Below are 14,432 nucleotides of genomic sequence, written 5' to 3'. Positions count from 1 at the left end.
GCGGCCGCTGCGGGTGCTCCTCGGCGGTGGCGGCCGGCCGGGCGGACGCGCCGTGGTCACCGGCCCCGCCACACCGGGCGGCGCTTCTCCACGAACGCCGCGACCCCCTCGACGCGGTCCTCGCTGGTGTACGGGTCCGGTCCCACCGACAGCCGCAGCGCCGACGCGAGGGGGAGCTCGCCGCCCCTCCCGACGGCCGCCTTGTACCGGCGCACGGTGAGCGGCGCGTTCCCGGCGATCCGGCCGGCCAGCGCGGCGCAGTGCGCGGCGAGCTCGGCGCCCGGGACGACGTGGTTCACCAGCCCCCAGCGGTGTGCCTCGGCCGCGTCGATGTCGTCGCCGGTGTAGAGCAGCTCGTAGGCGATGCCGCGCGGCACGGTGCGGGACAGCAGGTGCACCCCGAAGTTGGCGCCCATGCCGCGTCTCGCCTCGGGCAGCCCGATGCGGGCGTGGTCGGCCGCGATCCGGATGTCGCAGGCCAGTGCCAGCTCGCAGCCCCCGCCGAGCGCCCAGCCGTTGAGCGCGGCGACGGTCGGCTTGCCGCACTCGAGGACGGTCTCGAACACGTTGCGGGAGGTCCCGCCCATCGGCCGCAGCCCGTTCCCGGCCCCGTCGTCGTGCTCGCGGACCTCCTTGAGGTCGACACCGGCGCTGAACGCCCTCGACCCGGCACCGGTGAGGACCACGACCCAGACGTCGTCGTCGGCGTCGAAGCGGTCGAAGGCCTGCACCAGGTCGGCCTGCAGACCGGCCGACAGCGCGTTGAGGCGTTCCGGCCGGTCCAGGGTGACGGTGGCGACGCGGCCGGCGACGCGGACGTCGAGGCCGTTCTCCGTGCGGGTCGGCGCGCTCACGCCACGGCTCCCCGCGCGATCGACGGCCACAGCGCGTCCGGCCCGCCCGCGACCAGGGACGCCCCGAGCCGGGTGCTCCACTCCCGTTCCGCGCCGTACTCCTCGCGCCACGACCAGAGGCGCCGGGTGAGGCGGCCGAGCTCGTACTCGCGGGTCATCCCCATCGCCCCGGTGGCCTGGTGGGCGGCCGCCGCGATCGTCCCGGCCGCCGCGGAGGCGACGGTCTTGGCGGCGGCGACGTCGAACTCCGCCGGGGTGCCCCCCGGTGCGGCCGTGGCATTGGCGGCACAGACCCGGGCGGCCATCCGCACCGCCTCGGTCTGCTCGGCCAGGCGCACCAGATGTGCGGCGACGGCCTGGAACCGGGCCACCGGCCGTCCGAACTGGTGCCGGTCGTTCGTGTAGCCGACGGTCAGCTCCAGGACCCGCCCGGCCGCACCCGCGACGAGCGCCACCCGGGACAGCGCCCCGCGGCGGCGCAGCGCGGCGAGGGTGACGCCGTCCGGTGCCGGCGCGGCCTCGTCGACGGCGACGCCGTCCAGGTGCACGGTGTCGCGCGGCTCGCCGGCGAGGTTCTGACCGGGCTCGACGCGGGCGCGTGCGGGGTCGACCGTGACGACCTGCGGGCCGTCGTCGGAGCGCGCCAGCAGCACCAGCCGCTGCGCGGACCGCGCCCACGGCACCCGGGCGACGGTCCCGTCCACCACCCGGCGTGCGCCCTCGCGGCGCAGCGCGACCCCGGTGGACGCCGTCGTCACCGGGCCGGGCGGGACGTCCGTGCCGGACGCGGCCAGCAGCCACCCGCCGAGCAGCCCGGTCTCCGCGACCGGGAGCGGCGCGGCGAACCGGCCGATCTGCTCCAGCACCGCGCACGCCTCGGCGACGGTGCCGCCGACCGCCGGACCGCCCGCCGTGTCGGGGACCGACACCCACGGGAAGCCGCCGTCCGCCGTCGTCGCCCACAGGCCGCCCGCCCAGCCGGTCTCCTCGGCGGCGTCGACGACCTCGGCGGTGCAGCGGTCCCGCAGCACGTCCGCGACGGCCTCGCCGACGAGGTCCGCGTCGCTGCGCGCCCCGCTCATCGCCGTGCCCCCGCGTACTCCGCCGACAGGCCCCGGGCGGCGATGCTGCGCAGCACCTCGGTGGTCCCGCCGCGCAGGGTGAAGGACGGACCGGTGAGGACGGCCTCGGCCAGCAGCCGGCCGAACATCCCCGGCGATCCCGGGTCGATCTCCAGCTCCGCGACGTGGCGCAGCGCCTCGACCACCTCCTGCTCGTGGACCGTCCCGATGTCCTTGACCAGTGCCGCCTCCACGGCCGGCGCGGCACCGTGCTCCAGCGAGCGGGCCACGGCGAGCGACAGCTGCCGGATCGTCCACAGCGTCGCGGCGGCCCGGCCGACGGCGGACCGCCCGGCGTCGTCGAGCCGGTCGCCGCACTCCCGGACGAACGCGGTGAGCAGCCCGAACACCGACAGGTAGCGGTCCGGCCCGGACCGCTCGTAGGCCAGCTCCGAGGTGACCTGGTGCCAGCCCGAGCCGATCTCGCCGAGCACCATGTCGTCGGGCACGAACACGTCGGTGAAGACGACCTCGTTGAAGTGGTGTCCGCCGTCGAGGAACCGGATCGGGGACACCGTGATCCCGGGCGCGTGCAGGTCGACGATCAGCTGGGACAGGCCGCCGTGCCGGTCGTCGGACGGCGAGGTGCGGCACAGCACGACGAAGAAGTGGTTGAGGTGCGCCGCGCTCGTCCAGATCTTGGTGCCGTTCACCGTCCAGCCGCCGTCCACCCTCGTCGCGGCGGTCCGCACCGACGCCAGGTCGGAGCCCGCGTCGGGCTCGCTCATGCCGAGGGAGAACCAGCACTCGCCGGCCGCGATCCGGGGCAGGAACCACCGGCGCTGCTCCTCGGTGCCGAACGCGAGCAGGGTCGGCGCCGTCTGCCGCTCGGCGACCCAGTGCGCGACGATCGGTGCGCCCGCGGCCAGCAGCTCCTCGACGACGACGAACCGCTCCACCGGAGTGGCCCCCTGACCGCCGTACTCGCGCGGGATCGCCATGCCCACCCACCCGCGGGCGGCGAGACGGCGGGAGAACTCCGGGTCGTGCGCGCCGCCGAGGCCGAGCCCGGGCCGGAAGTCCGGCGGCAGCTCGGTGGCGAGGAACCCGCGCACCTCGTGGCGCAGCTGTTCCTCCCGTTCGGTCAGCACGGTCGGGGTGAAGATCATGCGCTGCTCCTGCTCCGGTCGTCCGTGCGGCGGGGGCGGGCCACCGCCGCGCCGGAGCGCAGCAGGCGGCGGGCCTCGGCCGGGGTGAAGCCGAGCTCGTCGAGCACGGCGGTGGTGTGCGCCGCGAACGGCGGCGAGGGACGGGTCGGCTCGGACGGGGTGCCGCCGAACCGGATGGGTGCGCCGAGGCCGCGGTAGCGGCCGATCGCCGGGTGCTCGACGTCGGCGACCAGGCCCTCGGCCTCGACGTGCGGGTCGGTCAGCACCTCGTCGAGGGCCCGCACCACGGCGCACGGGATCGCCACCTCCCGCAGCCGCGTCACCCACTCCGCGCTGTCGCGGGTGACGAAGAGCGCCGCCAGGTCGGCGCGGACGGCCTCGGTGCCGGTCCGCAGCCGGTCCACCGGCATCCCGGCGATCGCGGCCAGCCGCTCCTGGGTGGGCGGGCTGCCCGCCCCGACCGCGATGGCGCCGTCCGCGGTGCCGAACACCCGGTAGTGCCCGGTCAGGGTGAGCCGGTCGGGCTGGTGCGCCTCCCGGGCGGCGGCGATGCGGTCCCGGCCGGCGCCCGCGCGGCGCAGCCGGGGCAGCTCGTCGGCGACGAACGCCGCGCGCCACCCGTCGACGGCGTCGACGTGCGAGAACTGGTTGTTCTGCAGGGTCAGTGCCGCACCGAGCAGCGAGACGTCGACCGGCTGGCCGCGACCGGTGCGGTCGCGGGCGACCAGCGCCATCGACACCCCGGCGAGCAGGAGCAGCGACGACGCGTAGTCGGCGACCTGCACCTCGCTGTGCCGCGGGACGCCGTCGGCCTCGGCGCCGAGCGCCGCGACCAGCCCGGAGTGCGCCTGCACCACGACGTCCATCCCGGGCAGCCCCGCGTCCGGGCCGACCGTGCCGTAGCCGGTGACCGCCCCGTGCACGAGCCGCGGGTTCACCGCGGACAGCGTCGCGGCGTCCAGGCCGCGGCGCGCGACGGCGGCCGGGCTCATGTTCACGAGCACGACGTCGGCGAGCGCGGCGAGCCGGCGGACGACCTCGCCGGCGTCGGGGTGGCCCAGGTCCAGCGCGACCGACTCCTTGCCCCGGTTCTTGATCGCGAACTGGCGGCTCTCGCCGGGCGCGAGCTCGTGCGAGCTCCGGTAGGAGTCCCCGCCGGGCGGTTCCACCTTGATCACCCGGGCTCCCGCGTCGGCCATCAGCTGGCCGCAGAACGGCACGGACACGAACTGCCCGAACTCGACGACCGTGATCCCGTCCAGCGCGCCCGTCACGGCGCGACCGCCCCGGCCGGGACGCCGGTCTCCAGGTGGCAGGCGACCTCGCCGCCGCCGTGGACGGGGGTCATGGCGGGCGGGGTCTCCCGGCAGACGTCCATCGCGAACGGGCACCGGGTGACGAACGGGCAGCCCGCGGGCGGGTCCGCCGGGTCGGGCAGGTCGCCGGAGAGCAGCATGCGGGTCCCGGTCCCCGCCCGTCCCGGGTGCGTCGCGGGGATCGCCGACAGCAGGGCGCGGGTGTAGGGGTGGGCCGGCGCGTCGTAGACCCGGTCGGTGGGGCCGGTCTCGACGACGTGACCGAGGTACATCACGGCGACGGTGTGCGCGATGTGCCGCACCACGGCCAGGTCGTGCGCGATGAACAGGTAGGACAGCCCGAACTGCTCCCGCAGGTCCTCCAGCAGGTTGATCACCTGGTTCTGGGTCGACACGTCGAGTGCGGACACCGCCTCGTCGCACACCACCAGGCTCGGGTGGAGCGCGACCGCCCGGGCGATCGCGACGCGCTGCCGCTGCCCGCCGGAGAACTCGTACGGGTAGCGGTCCGCGTGGCTCGCGGGCAGCCCGACGACGTCGAGCAGCGCGCGGACCCGGCTCGCGGCGTCGCGCCGGGACAGGCCCTCGTGCTCGCGCAGCGGCTCGGCGATGCTGTCCCCGATCACCGCGCTCGGGTCCAGCGACGAGTACGGGTCCTGGAACACCATCTGCATGGTCCGGCGGGCGTCGCGCAGCGCCCGCCCGCGGAGCGCGGTCAGGTCGGTGCCGTCCAGCCGGACCCGCCCGCCGGCCACCGGGACGAGCCGCAGCACGGCCCGCCCCAGCGTGGACTTGCCGGAGCCGGACTCGCCGACCAGCCCGAGCGTCTGCCCGCGCGCGAGGCGCAGGCTGACGCCGTCGACGGCGCGCAGGGTCCGCCCGCGGCCGCGCAGGCCCCGGGACCCGAACGTGACGCGCAGGTCGTCGACCTCCAGCAGACCGGCCGCTCCGCCGCCGGTCACCGGGCACCGCGCAGGGTCAGCTCGTCGTGCCGGACGCAGCGCGAGAGGTGCCCGGGCCGGGCGGTGACCAGCGGTGGCGGTTCCCCGCAGACCGTCGTCGCACGGCCGCAGCGCGGCGCGAACCGGCAGCCCGGGGGCATCGCCCACGGTTCCGGGGTGCGCCCCGGGATCGACGGCAGCCGCTGCCCCCTCGACCCCAGCTGCGGCATCGCCGCCAGCAACCCCTCGGTGTAGGGGTGGCGCGGATGGTCGAACAGCTCACCGACCCCGGCCCGCTCCACGACCTGCCCGGCGTACATCACGACGACCCGTTCGCACACCTCGGCGACGACGCCGAGATCGTGGGTCACCAGCAGCACGCTCATCCCGAGATCGCGCTGCATCGTCGCCAGCAGCTCCAGCACCTGGGCCTGGATGGTGACGTCGAGTGCGGTGGTGGGCTCGTCGGCGATCAGCAGGCGCGGCTCGCAGCTGACCGCCATCGCGATCATCGCCCGCTGCCGCATCCCGCCGGAGAACTCGTGCGGGTAGTCGTCCACGCGGCGCCGGGCGTGCGGGATGCCGACCAGGTCGAGCACCTCGACGGCCCGTTCGCGTGCGGCCCGGCGGGACACCCCGCGGTGCAGCCGGACGGTCTCGGCGATCTGGTCGCCGATCCGGAACGCCGGGTTGAGGCTGGTCATCGGCTCCTGGAAGACCATCGCCACCTCGTTGCCGCGCACCGCCCGCAGCTCCCGCCCGGACAGCGCGGACAGGTCGCGGTCGCCGAACCGGACGGCCCCGGAGGCGATCCGGCCGACGCCGCGCGGCAGCAGCCCGAGGACGGACAGGCCGGTCACGGTCTTGCCCGAGCCCGACTCCCCGACGAGGCCGACGATCTCGCGCTCGCGCACGTCGAACGAGACCCCGGCGACGACCGTCGACCACCCGTGATCGGTGACGAACTCGACGTGCAGGTCGTCCACGCCGAGCAGGGTCCCGGCACGGGCGGGGGCGGCAGGTGCGGTCATGATCCGGCCTTCCTGGTACGTCGGCCGAGGGCGTCGCGCAGCCCGTCACCGATGAGGTTGAACGACAGGGTGGCGACGGCGATCGCGACGCCGGGCCAGAACACCAGCAGGGGAGTGGACCGGATCTCCCGGAACCCGCTGCCGAGCATCACGCCCCAGCTGGGCGTGGGCGGGACGACACCGAGCCCCAGCAGGCTCAGCGCGGCCTCGGCCAGCAGCGCCGCGGCCAGCATCACCGAGACCTGCACCAGCACCGGTGAGGCGATGTTCGGCAGTACCCGCCGGACGACGATCCGCCAGGCCGGGGTACCGATGCTGATCGAGGCCTCGACGTAGGTCTGCGCGCGGACCTGGAGCGTCGACGCCCGCGCGACCCGGAACAGCCGCGGCGCGTAGACGACACCGAGCGCGATCATCGCGTTCTGCAGGCCCGGCCCGGTGGCGGCGATGATCGCGATGGCCAGCACGATCGCCGGGAAGGTCATCAGCACGTCCCCGGCCCGGCCGAGCAGCCAGTCGACCCGGCCGCCGACGTAGCCCGCGAGCAGGCCCAGCGGCACGCCGATCACGGTGGCGATGGCGACGGCGAGCGCGGCGGCGAACAGGGACACCCGCCCGGCGTAGAGCAGCCGGGTGAAGGTGTCCCGGCCCAGCGCGTCCGTGCCCAGCCAGTGGTCCGGCGTGGACAGCGACAGCCGGCGCGGTACGTCGATCGCCTCCGGTGCGTAGGGCGCGATCAGCGGGGCCGCCAGGGATCCCACGACCAGCAGCCCCAGGACGACGAGGGCGACGAACGCCGGCCGGTTCTCCCGGAAGCGGCGCCAGAACCCGGCACGGACGGGGACGGCGGGCGCGGCGGCGGTACCGGCCGCGGCGGTGGGCGCGGTGGTCGTCATGACTGCCGGATCCTCGGGTCGAAGTAGCCGTAGGAGAGGTCGACGAGCAGGTTGATCAGCAGCACCAGCGCCGCGACCACCAGCAGCACGCCCTGCACCATCGGGAAGTCCCGGGCGAACACCGAGGTGTAGGCCAGGCTGCCGAGCCCGGGCAGGGCGAACAGCTGCTCGATCACGACGGTCCCGCCGATGAGACGGCTCGCCTCCAGGCCGAACGCGGTGACCACCGGGACGGCGGCGTTCTTGAGCGCGTGCCGCCCGACGACGCGCGCCGGCGGGAGCCCCTTCGCGGTCGCGGTGCGGACGTAGTCCTCGCGCAGCACGCCCGTCATCCCGGCCCTGGTCTGGCGGGCGATCACCGCCGCGGGGGCGAGACCGAGCGCCGTCGCGGGCAGGACGAGGTGCAGGAACCACTGCAGCGGGTTCTCCGTCAGCGGCACGTAGCCGACGGCCGGGAAGATCGCCGCGTTGATCGCCAGCAGCAGCACGAGGATCATGCCGACCCAGAAGTACGGGACGGCGACGCCGAGGCTGGCCGCGAACGTCGCCACCCGGTCGAGCCGGCTGCCCGGCCGCATCGCGGCGACGACACCGACCGTGACACCCAGCACGAGCGCGACGGCGAGGCTCAGCAGCGCCAGCGACAGGGTGGCGGGCAGCCGCGAGAACACCGCCTCGGACACCGGCTGGCTGGAGAACAGCGACTGCCCGAGGTCGCCCTGCACGACCCCGGAGAACCAGTTCCAGAACTGCAGGAGGAACGGGTCGTCGAGACCGAGCCGCTCCCGTACGGCCGCGATCTGTGCGGGATCGGGGTTCTCCCCGGCGAGGGCGACCGCGGGGTCGCCGGGCACCAGGACGATCAGGCTGAACACGCAGAAGCTGACGACGACGAGCATCGGGACGGTGAACGCCAGCCTGCGGACGAGAAGGCCGAGCATGGGAACCTCCGCCTCTAGGGGTTGATCGCCGCGCCGCGGAACTGGCGGGACGCGTCGGCGTAGATCTCCACACCACCGACCTTCGGGTTCATGACGTACGGGGTGGTGAGGTTGCACAGCGGCAGGTGTGGCGCCTGGACCTCGGCGACCCGGTCGAAGAGCTTCTCGAACTGCGGTGCCCGGTCCTCCGGCGTCGCGCCGCGGGCCGCGGCGTCCTCGGCGGCGACGACCACCGGGTCGCTGTACCCGCCCGGGTTGTTGAAGCCGTCGGGCCGGTAGTACTCGGCGGTGAGCACGCTCGGGTCGGACTCGGCCTTCTGCTCGAACAGGATCGCGTCGACGCTCTTGGCCACGGAGAAGTCCTCCGCGAGCTTGTTGAGATCGACCGGTGTGATCGACATCGTGATGCCGACCTCGGCGAAGTTGGCCTGCAGGATCTGCGCGATCTGCTGGTAGACGTCGAGGTTGACGACCTCCAGGTCGAACGAGAAGCCGTCCGGCAGACCGGCCTCGTCGAGCAGCCGCCGGGCCTGCTCCGGGTCGTGCTCCGGCGGTGCCACGTTTGTCGACGACGCGTAGTAGAAGTCCGGGAACATCTGGCCCGCGGGCTGGCAGAGGCCGCTGACGAGCAGGCTGATCGACCTCCGGTCGACGGCGACGTTCATCGCCTGCCGGACCTTCTCGTCGCCGAACTCCGACCGGGCGGTGTTCAGGTTGAGCGTGTAGCTCGACAGCGACGGCTGCTGGCAGATCACCAGCCCCGACTCCTGCGCCGGGCGCACCATGTTGGCCCGGAGGAACGTCACGTCCGCGGCGCCGGTGGTGACGGCGTTGAGACGGGCGTTGTCGTCGCCGGAGATCAGGTAGGTCAGCCGCTCGACCCGCGCACCGTCCTGGTCCCAGTAGCCGGGCACCCGGGTGTACTCGACCCGGTCACCGGGGACGTAGCGGCTCATCGTGTAGGCACCCGAGCCACCGGTGGGCCGGACGTCCTCGCCGGGCCGGTCGAAGGCCGCCGGGCTCATCATCATCCCGGCCGAGCCGCCCAGGATGGTGATCAGCGGGCCCGCCGAGGAGTCGGTGACGAGACGGACGGTCCGCTCGTCGAGCACCTGGACGTCGGTGAGCGACTCGAGCCGGTTCGCGTTGAACGAGCCCTCGAGGTCGCGGTGGCGGAGCAGGTTGGCGCGCACCGAACCGGCGTCGAACGGGACGCCGTCGTGGTAGCGCCACCCGGGGATCAGCCGCATGTCCACCGACCGGCCGTCGGGGGACAGGCTCCACGACTCGGCCAGCATCGGCTCGGCCTCGCCGGCGGCGTTGACGTGCACGAGGCTGTCGTAGACGGGGTAGAGGTACATCTGGCTGTTGTTCGTGGTGATCCGGTCCGGGTCGAAGCTGGTGTTGTCGACCGTGTAGATCCAGGTCAGCTCGGCGGCGCGGTCCGATCCGGGTGCGACGGGCGGGCAGTCGACCGGGCCGGTGTCGGCCTGCGGGATCGCACCGCTGCCCGCGCCGCAGCCCGCGGCGAGTCCGAGCAGCAGGCAACCGAGCAGGCCGGCGACGAGGGTGGTGGGGGACGGGCGCACGGGGGGACCTCCTTGTCCGGCGTGCGACGTGGCGCCGTCAGCGGGAGTTGCGCCGCCGCTGGGACCACATCTGGGTGGCGCGCTCGAACTCGACCGCCGCGTCCCAGCCGATCCCGGGCGGACCCAGCTCGGTGCGGAACGAGCGGACGGCCTCGCGGGCGAGGGCGGGGTCCTTCGCGGGCTCGGCGGCGAGCCGGTGCGCGGTGTCCTCGACGTCGGCGTCCGGGACGGCGGACCAGGCCAGGCCGATCTCGGCGGCACGCCGGCCGTCGATCTCCTGGCTGAACAGCCCCATCGCCGCGGTGGCCTCCCGACCGGCGGTCCGCCCGGCGATGGTGAAGAACCCGCCGCCGGGGTGCAGCCCGATCCGGAGGAACCCGGCCAGCAGCCGGGCGTCGGTGGCGACGACCCGCAGGTCGGTGGCGAACATCAGGTTGATGCCCGCGCCGACGGCCGCGCCGCGGACCGCCGCGACCGTCGGGACGGCGAGGGCGCCGACCCGCACGAAGGCCCGGTACACGGCGCCGGTCTCCCGGAACGTCGCGTCCTCGGCCTGGTCGGCGCCCGGGTTCCAGGTGCGCCGGTCGGCGCCGGAGCAGAACGTGCCGCCGGCCCCGCGGACGACGGCGGCGCCGATCGCGGGGTCGGCGTCGATCTCCTCGCAGGCGGCGACCAGCTCGTGGCCCATCGTCGGCGTCAGCCCGTTCCGCACCTCCGGCGAGTCGACGGTCAGGGTCGCGACCCCGTCGGTCTTGTCCAGGACGATCGAGCCCATCTGTGTGGTCCTCCAGGGTCGGTGGGTGGTCAGGAACGGGTGGTGACGAGGACGTCGACGGCGACCACGCCGTCGCCGGCGGCGCCGACGATCAGCGGGTTGATCTCGAGCTCCTCGATGTCGGGCCGGTCGGCGACCGCGGCGCCGAGCCGCACCAGGACGTCGACGACGGCGTCGACGTCGCGTGGCGGCGCGCCGCGGTGCCCGGCCAGCAGCGGCCAGGACCGCAGCTCGCGCAGCAGGCCGCGGGCCTCGTCCGGGGTGGTCGGGACCAGGGCGGTCGCGACGTCGCGGTGCACCTCGGTGGCGGTCCCGCCGAGGCCCACGGTCACCACCGGCGGCCAGCCGTCGCGGGCACCGGCGACCCCGACCAGCAGCTCCAGGCCCGGCGGCACCGCCTCCTGGACCAGGACCGCCTCCAGCTCCGGGACCCGGGCCGACAGCTCGTCGAACACGTCCGCCGCGCTCGCCACCGGGACCCCGAGGCGGACGCCGCCGGCGTCGGTCTTGTGCTCCAGCCCCGGCGCGACCGCCTTCATCACCACGGTGCCGACCGCGCCGGCGAGGTCCCGGGCGGCGGGCAGGACCTCGTCGCGCCGGCGGACCTCGGCCGACGCGGGCGCCGGGACACCGGCCCGGTGCAGCAGCGCCCAGCCGTCCGTCCGCGGTGGACGGTGCGCCGGGCCGGGCACCGCGTCCCCGGCGGGGAGGAGGGGCGTGTCCGCGGTCGCCGGCGGGGCGAGCGCGCCGGCGACCCGCGCGGCGACGGCGATCGAGGAGAACACCGGGATCCCGGCCCGGCGCAACGTGGCGCGTGCCTCGGTGGTCCGGTCGGCGGCGGCGAGCCACACCACCGAGCAGGGCACGTCGGTCCCGGCCATCGCCCCGGCCAGGTCCTCGGCGAGGTCGGTGGCCTGGTCGCCGACGACCATGGTCAGCAGCACCATCAGGGCGTCGACGGAGGGATCGGCGCAGACGATCGAGCAGACGTCGCCGAACGCCCGGTCGTCGCGGTTGAACAGCTGGGCGGTCACGTCGACCGGGTTGGCCAGTGCCCCGAACTCCGGGACGACCCGGGCGAGCTTCGCCCGGGTCTCCGGGGCCAGCCCGGGCAGCTCCAGGGCGGTGCTCTCGCACCGGTCGGCCGCCAGGATCCCGGCACCCCCGGACGTGGTGACGGCGGCGATCCTGCGGCCTCGTGGCCTCGGCCCGCCGCGGAGCGCGGTGGCGGCGGCGAGCAGCTCGTCGACGTCGTCCACGAGGACGACCCCGTGCCGGTGCGAGACCAGCCGGAACGCGGTGTCGTCACCGAGCATCGCGCCGGTGTGCGACACCGCGGCCCGGCGCCCGGACTCCGACCGGCCCGACCGCAGCACGACCAGGGCCGTGCCGCTCGCGGCGGCCTCCGCGGCGAGCCGCGCGTAGGCGGCGCCGTCCTGCACCGCCTCCAGGTACACCGCGAGGACCGAGACCTCCGGCTGCCGGACGAGGAACCGGCCCACCTCGGCGACGTCGACGTCGGCCTGGTTGCCGGTGCTCACCCACGCCGTCAGGTCGAGGCCCTGCTCCGCGGCGAGGTCCAGGACCGATCCGCCGACGGCGCCGCTCTGCCCGGCGTAGGCGATCCCCGACGTGCCGGTCAGCGGGCGGTCGGCCGCCGCGGTGAAGGTGGCGAACAACCGCGCGGGCGGGTAGATCACGCCCTGGCAGTTCGGCCCCAGCACCCGCACGCCGGACTCGCGGCCGGCCCGGACCAGCGCGTGCTGCAGGTCCGCGCCCTCGGGGCCGGTCTCGGCGAAGCCGGACGCGAACACGACGACCGCGGCGGCTCCGGCCGCCCCCGCCTCGCGGACGGCCGCCTCGGCGTGCGGCGCCGGGACCATGGCGAGCACCAGGTCCACGGGGCCGGGGACGTCCGCCAGCGACGGGAAGCACGGCAGCCCCGCCAGCTCGTCGTACTTCGGGTTGACCGGCCGGACCGCTCCCGCGAACCCCCGCTCGGCCAGCCACCGCAGCGGGCGTGCCATCGGGCTGTCCGGCCGGCCGGTGGCACCCAGCACCGCGACGCCCCGGGGCCGGAACACCCGCTCCCAGTCGGTCGGGCCGGGGGTACCGGCCGGGCCCGGCCGGGTCGCGCCGGCTGTGTCCGTCACGGTGGGACCTCCTCGTCCGCAGGGCACGACCGGTCACCCGTCGCTCGGACGGGTGAGGAAGGTCGATGCTGGTCAGGGCGCCGATCCGCGGCCCGCGAGATCGTGTCCTGGGCCACACGGTAAGTCGACATCGATATCGACTACAAGTCTTTCGGGTGACGCGGTGCTGTGCCATCCTCGGCACGCGAGTGAGGGGAGCTGCAGGTGACCGAGCAGGCGACCAGCCCTGCCCGCAGCGGGATCGGCAGCCGCCGCCGGGCGAGCATCGGCACGATGCCGAGCACGGCGCGCGGACGGCGCACCCGCTCGCTGCTGCTCGACGGGGCGCGCACCGTCTTCGAACGGGACGGCTTCCTCGACGCGCGGGTCGCCGACATCGCCGCGGCGGCGGGGACCGGCCACGGCAGCTTCTACACCTACTTCGACTCCAAGGCCGACGTCTTCCGCACACTCGTCAACGAGGTGATGGAGTCCGGGCTCTACGCCCCGGAACCGACCGGCCCGCACGGGGACGGCCGCCCGCCGACCCTCGCCGAGGCGTGGGACCGGATCGAGCGGGGGAACCGCCGCTACCTCGGCCTGTTCCGGCGGGACCGGAAGCTCCTGGCCCTGTTCGAGCAGGTCGCGTCCTTCGACGACGAGATGCGCCGCTACCGGCTGGAGCTGCGGGAACGCTCGGTGGCCCGGGCCGAGACCGGGATCCGGCGCCTACAGGAGTGGGGCCTCGCCGACGACGACCTGGACCCCGTGCTGGCGTCGCACGCCCTCAACTCGATGGTCACCCAGTACATCTACTACTGGCTGGTCCTCGGGCAGGACCACGACGAGGAGGAATCGGTCGCCGTGCTGACCCGGCTGTGGGGACGCTCGCTCGGGCTGCCGCGCCGCTGACCCTGCTCAGGGGCGGCTCGCGCCGAGCGCCTCGGCCGCCGCCGCCCGCAGGATCACGTGCTCGGCGGCGAGCATGGCGAACGTGGCGCCCAGCTCCCGGAACCGCCGGACGTGCGCGGGGGAGTCGCAGTAGGCCCCCACCGGCACACCGGCCGCCGCGCACCGCTCGGTGATCCCGCGGACGAGGTCGCCGTACTCCTCCGCCCGCGGCCCGCCAGGACCCTGTGCGGGGAGCGGGAAGCCGTGGGCCAGCGCCAGGTCGGACGGCCCGACGAAGACGGCGTCGACACCCTCGACGGACAGGATCTCCTCCAGGTTCGCCACCGCGGCGACCGTCTCCACCATCACCACGCACCGGCCCGGCGCCAGCGGGTCCCGTCCGAGCCAGGACGGGCGGACCGGCCCGAAGCTGCGGATTCCGCCGTCCGGCGGGTAGCGGCAGGCGGCGACGGCGGCCGCGGCCTGCTCGGCGGTGTCCACCAGCGGGACGATCACGCCGTCCGCGCCGCGGTCCAGCGCCCGGCCGATCGGCTCCGCGCCGTGCCCGGGCACCCGGACCAGCGAGCGGGTGCCCGACGCGGTCAGCGCCTGCAGCATGCCGAGCACGGTGTCGTCGCCGATCAGCCCGTGCTGGGTGTCGACGCAGATCACGTCGAACCCGACCGCGCCCATCACCTCGGCGACGGCGGGGGAGGGCAGCTGCAGCCACCCGCCGACCGCGTCGCCGGTGAACATCGGATCCCCGTCGATCACTGCGCTCATGACGTCGACCGTGCCCGCCCGCGCGGCCGCGCGCCAGCCGTGGGGCATCATCG

General features: G+C 75.2%; 13 protein-coding genes. 1 reads left to right on the top strand and 12 read right to left on the bottom strand.

Going from position 1 to position 14,432, the window contains the following annotated elements; genetic code table 11:
- Nucleotides 1–56: 56 nt before the first annotated feature.
- From PP1_RS02665 to PP1_RS02615, 11 genes are read right to left on the bottom strand one after another with little or no spacing between them, the layout of a single operon-like run.
- On the bottom strand, nucleotides 57–854 hold the full coding sequence (locus tag PP1_RS02665) for an enoyl-CoA hydratase/isomerase family protein (protein ID WP_029239251.1): 798 nt from the start codon (nucleotides 852–854) through the stop codon (nucleotides 57–59).
- Nucleotides 851–1,936, bottom strand: a complete 1,086-nt coding sequence (locus PP1_RS02660; protein ID WP_075314204.1) for an acyl-CoA dehydrogenase family protein — start codon at nucleotides 1,934–1,936, stop codon at nucleotides 851–853. Before PP1_RS02660 ends, PP1_RS02665 begins: the two co-directional genes overlap by 4 nt.
- Complete coding sequence (locus tag PP1_RS02655) at nucleotides 1,933–3,084, bottom strand: acyl-CoA dehydrogenase family protein (protein WP_010226333.1); 1,152 nt, start codon at nucleotides 3,082–3,084, stop codon at nucleotides 1,933–1,935. The genes PP1_RS02660 and PP1_RS02655 overlap by 4 nt, the downstream gene beginning before the upstream one ends.
- A complete protein-coding gene (locus PP1_RS02650) occupies nucleotides 3,081–4,358 on the bottom strand; it encodes a CaiB/BaiF CoA transferase family protein (RefSeq protein WP_010226331.1) in 1,278 nt (425 codons plus the stop codon). Before PP1_RS02650 ends, PP1_RS02655 begins: the two co-directional genes overlap by 4 nt.
- Complete coding sequence (locus tag PP1_RS02645; RefSeq protein ID WP_010226329.1) at nucleotides 4,355–5,362, bottom strand: ABC transporter ATP-binding protein; 1,008 nt, start codon at nucleotides 5,360–5,362, stop codon at nucleotides 4,355–4,357. The genes PP1_RS02650 and PP1_RS02645 overlap by 4 nt, the downstream gene beginning before the upstream one ends.
- The gene (locus PP1_RS02640) at nucleotides 5,359–6,372 is read right to left on the bottom strand and encodes an ABC transporter ATP-binding protein (protein ID WP_010226327.1); all 1,014 of its coding nucleotides are present in this window, start codon (nucleotides 6,370–6,372) and stop codon (nucleotides 5,359–5,361) included. Before PP1_RS02640 ends, PP1_RS02645 begins: the two co-directional genes overlap by 4 nt.
- Nucleotides 6,369–7,268, bottom strand: a complete 900-nt coding sequence (locus PP1_RS02635; protein WP_010226326.1) for an ABC transporter permease — start codon at nucleotides 7,266–7,268, stop codon at nucleotides 6,369–6,371. The genes PP1_RS02640 and PP1_RS02635 overlap by 4 nt, the downstream gene beginning before the upstream one ends.
- Nucleotides 7,265–8,209, bottom strand: a complete 945-nt coding sequence (locus PP1_RS02630) for an ABC transporter permease (RefSeq protein WP_010226324.1) — start codon at nucleotides 8,207–8,209, stop codon at nucleotides 7,265–7,267. Before PP1_RS02630 ends, PP1_RS02635 begins: the two co-directional genes overlap by 4 nt.
- Before the next feature lie 14 nt (nucleotides 8,210–8,223).
- Entirely contained in the window at nucleotides 8,224–9,798 is a 1,575-nt protein-coding gene (locus PP1_RS02625) for an ABC transporter substrate-binding protein (RefSeq protein ID WP_010226322.1), read from the bottom strand.
- Between the two features lie 37 nt (nucleotides 9,799–9,835).
- Nucleotides 9,836–10,573 (bottom strand): enoyl-CoA hydratase/isomerase family protein, encoded by a 738-nt coding sequence (locus tag PP1_RS02620; protein ID WP_010226320.1) that lies wholly within the window; start codon nucleotides 10,571–10,573, stop codon nucleotides 9,836–9,838.
- Nucleotides 10,574–10,602: 29 nt separating this feature from the next.
- Nucleotides 10,603–12,726: an acetate--CoA ligase family protein gene (locus PP1_RS02615; RefSeq protein ID WP_212592104.1), complete on the bottom strand. Its 2,124-nt coding sequence runs from the start codon at nucleotides 12,724–12,726 to the stop codon at nucleotides 10,603–10,605.
- A gap of 204 nt (nucleotides 12,727–12,930) precedes the next feature.
- Between PP1_RS02615 and PP1_RS02610 the strand changes: the two genes are divergently transcribed.
- Entirely contained in the window at nucleotides 12,931–13,617 is a 687-nt protein-coding gene (locus PP1_RS02610; protein WP_010230356.1) for a TetR/AcrR family transcriptional regulator, read from the top strand.
- Nucleotides 13,618–13,623: 6 nt separating this feature from the next.
- Here PP1_RS02610 and PP1_RS02605 read toward each other — a convergent pair whose 3' ends face one another.
- Complete coding sequence (locus PP1_RS02605) at nucleotides 13,624–14,379, bottom strand: HpcH/HpaI aldolase family protein (protein WP_029239545.1); 756 nt, start codon at nucleotides 14,377–14,379, stop codon at nucleotides 13,624–13,626.
- Nucleotides 14,380–14,432: the final 53 nt, after the last annotated feature.

The sequence above is a fragment of the Pseudonocardia sp. P1 genome (genome assembly GCF_000178675.2).
In the GTDB taxonomy this organism is placed as follows: Bacteria; Actinomycetota; Actinomycetes; order Mycobacteriales; family Pseudonocardiaceae; genus Pseudonocardia.
This window is presented reverse-complemented; position numbering and strand designations above follow the sequence as displayed.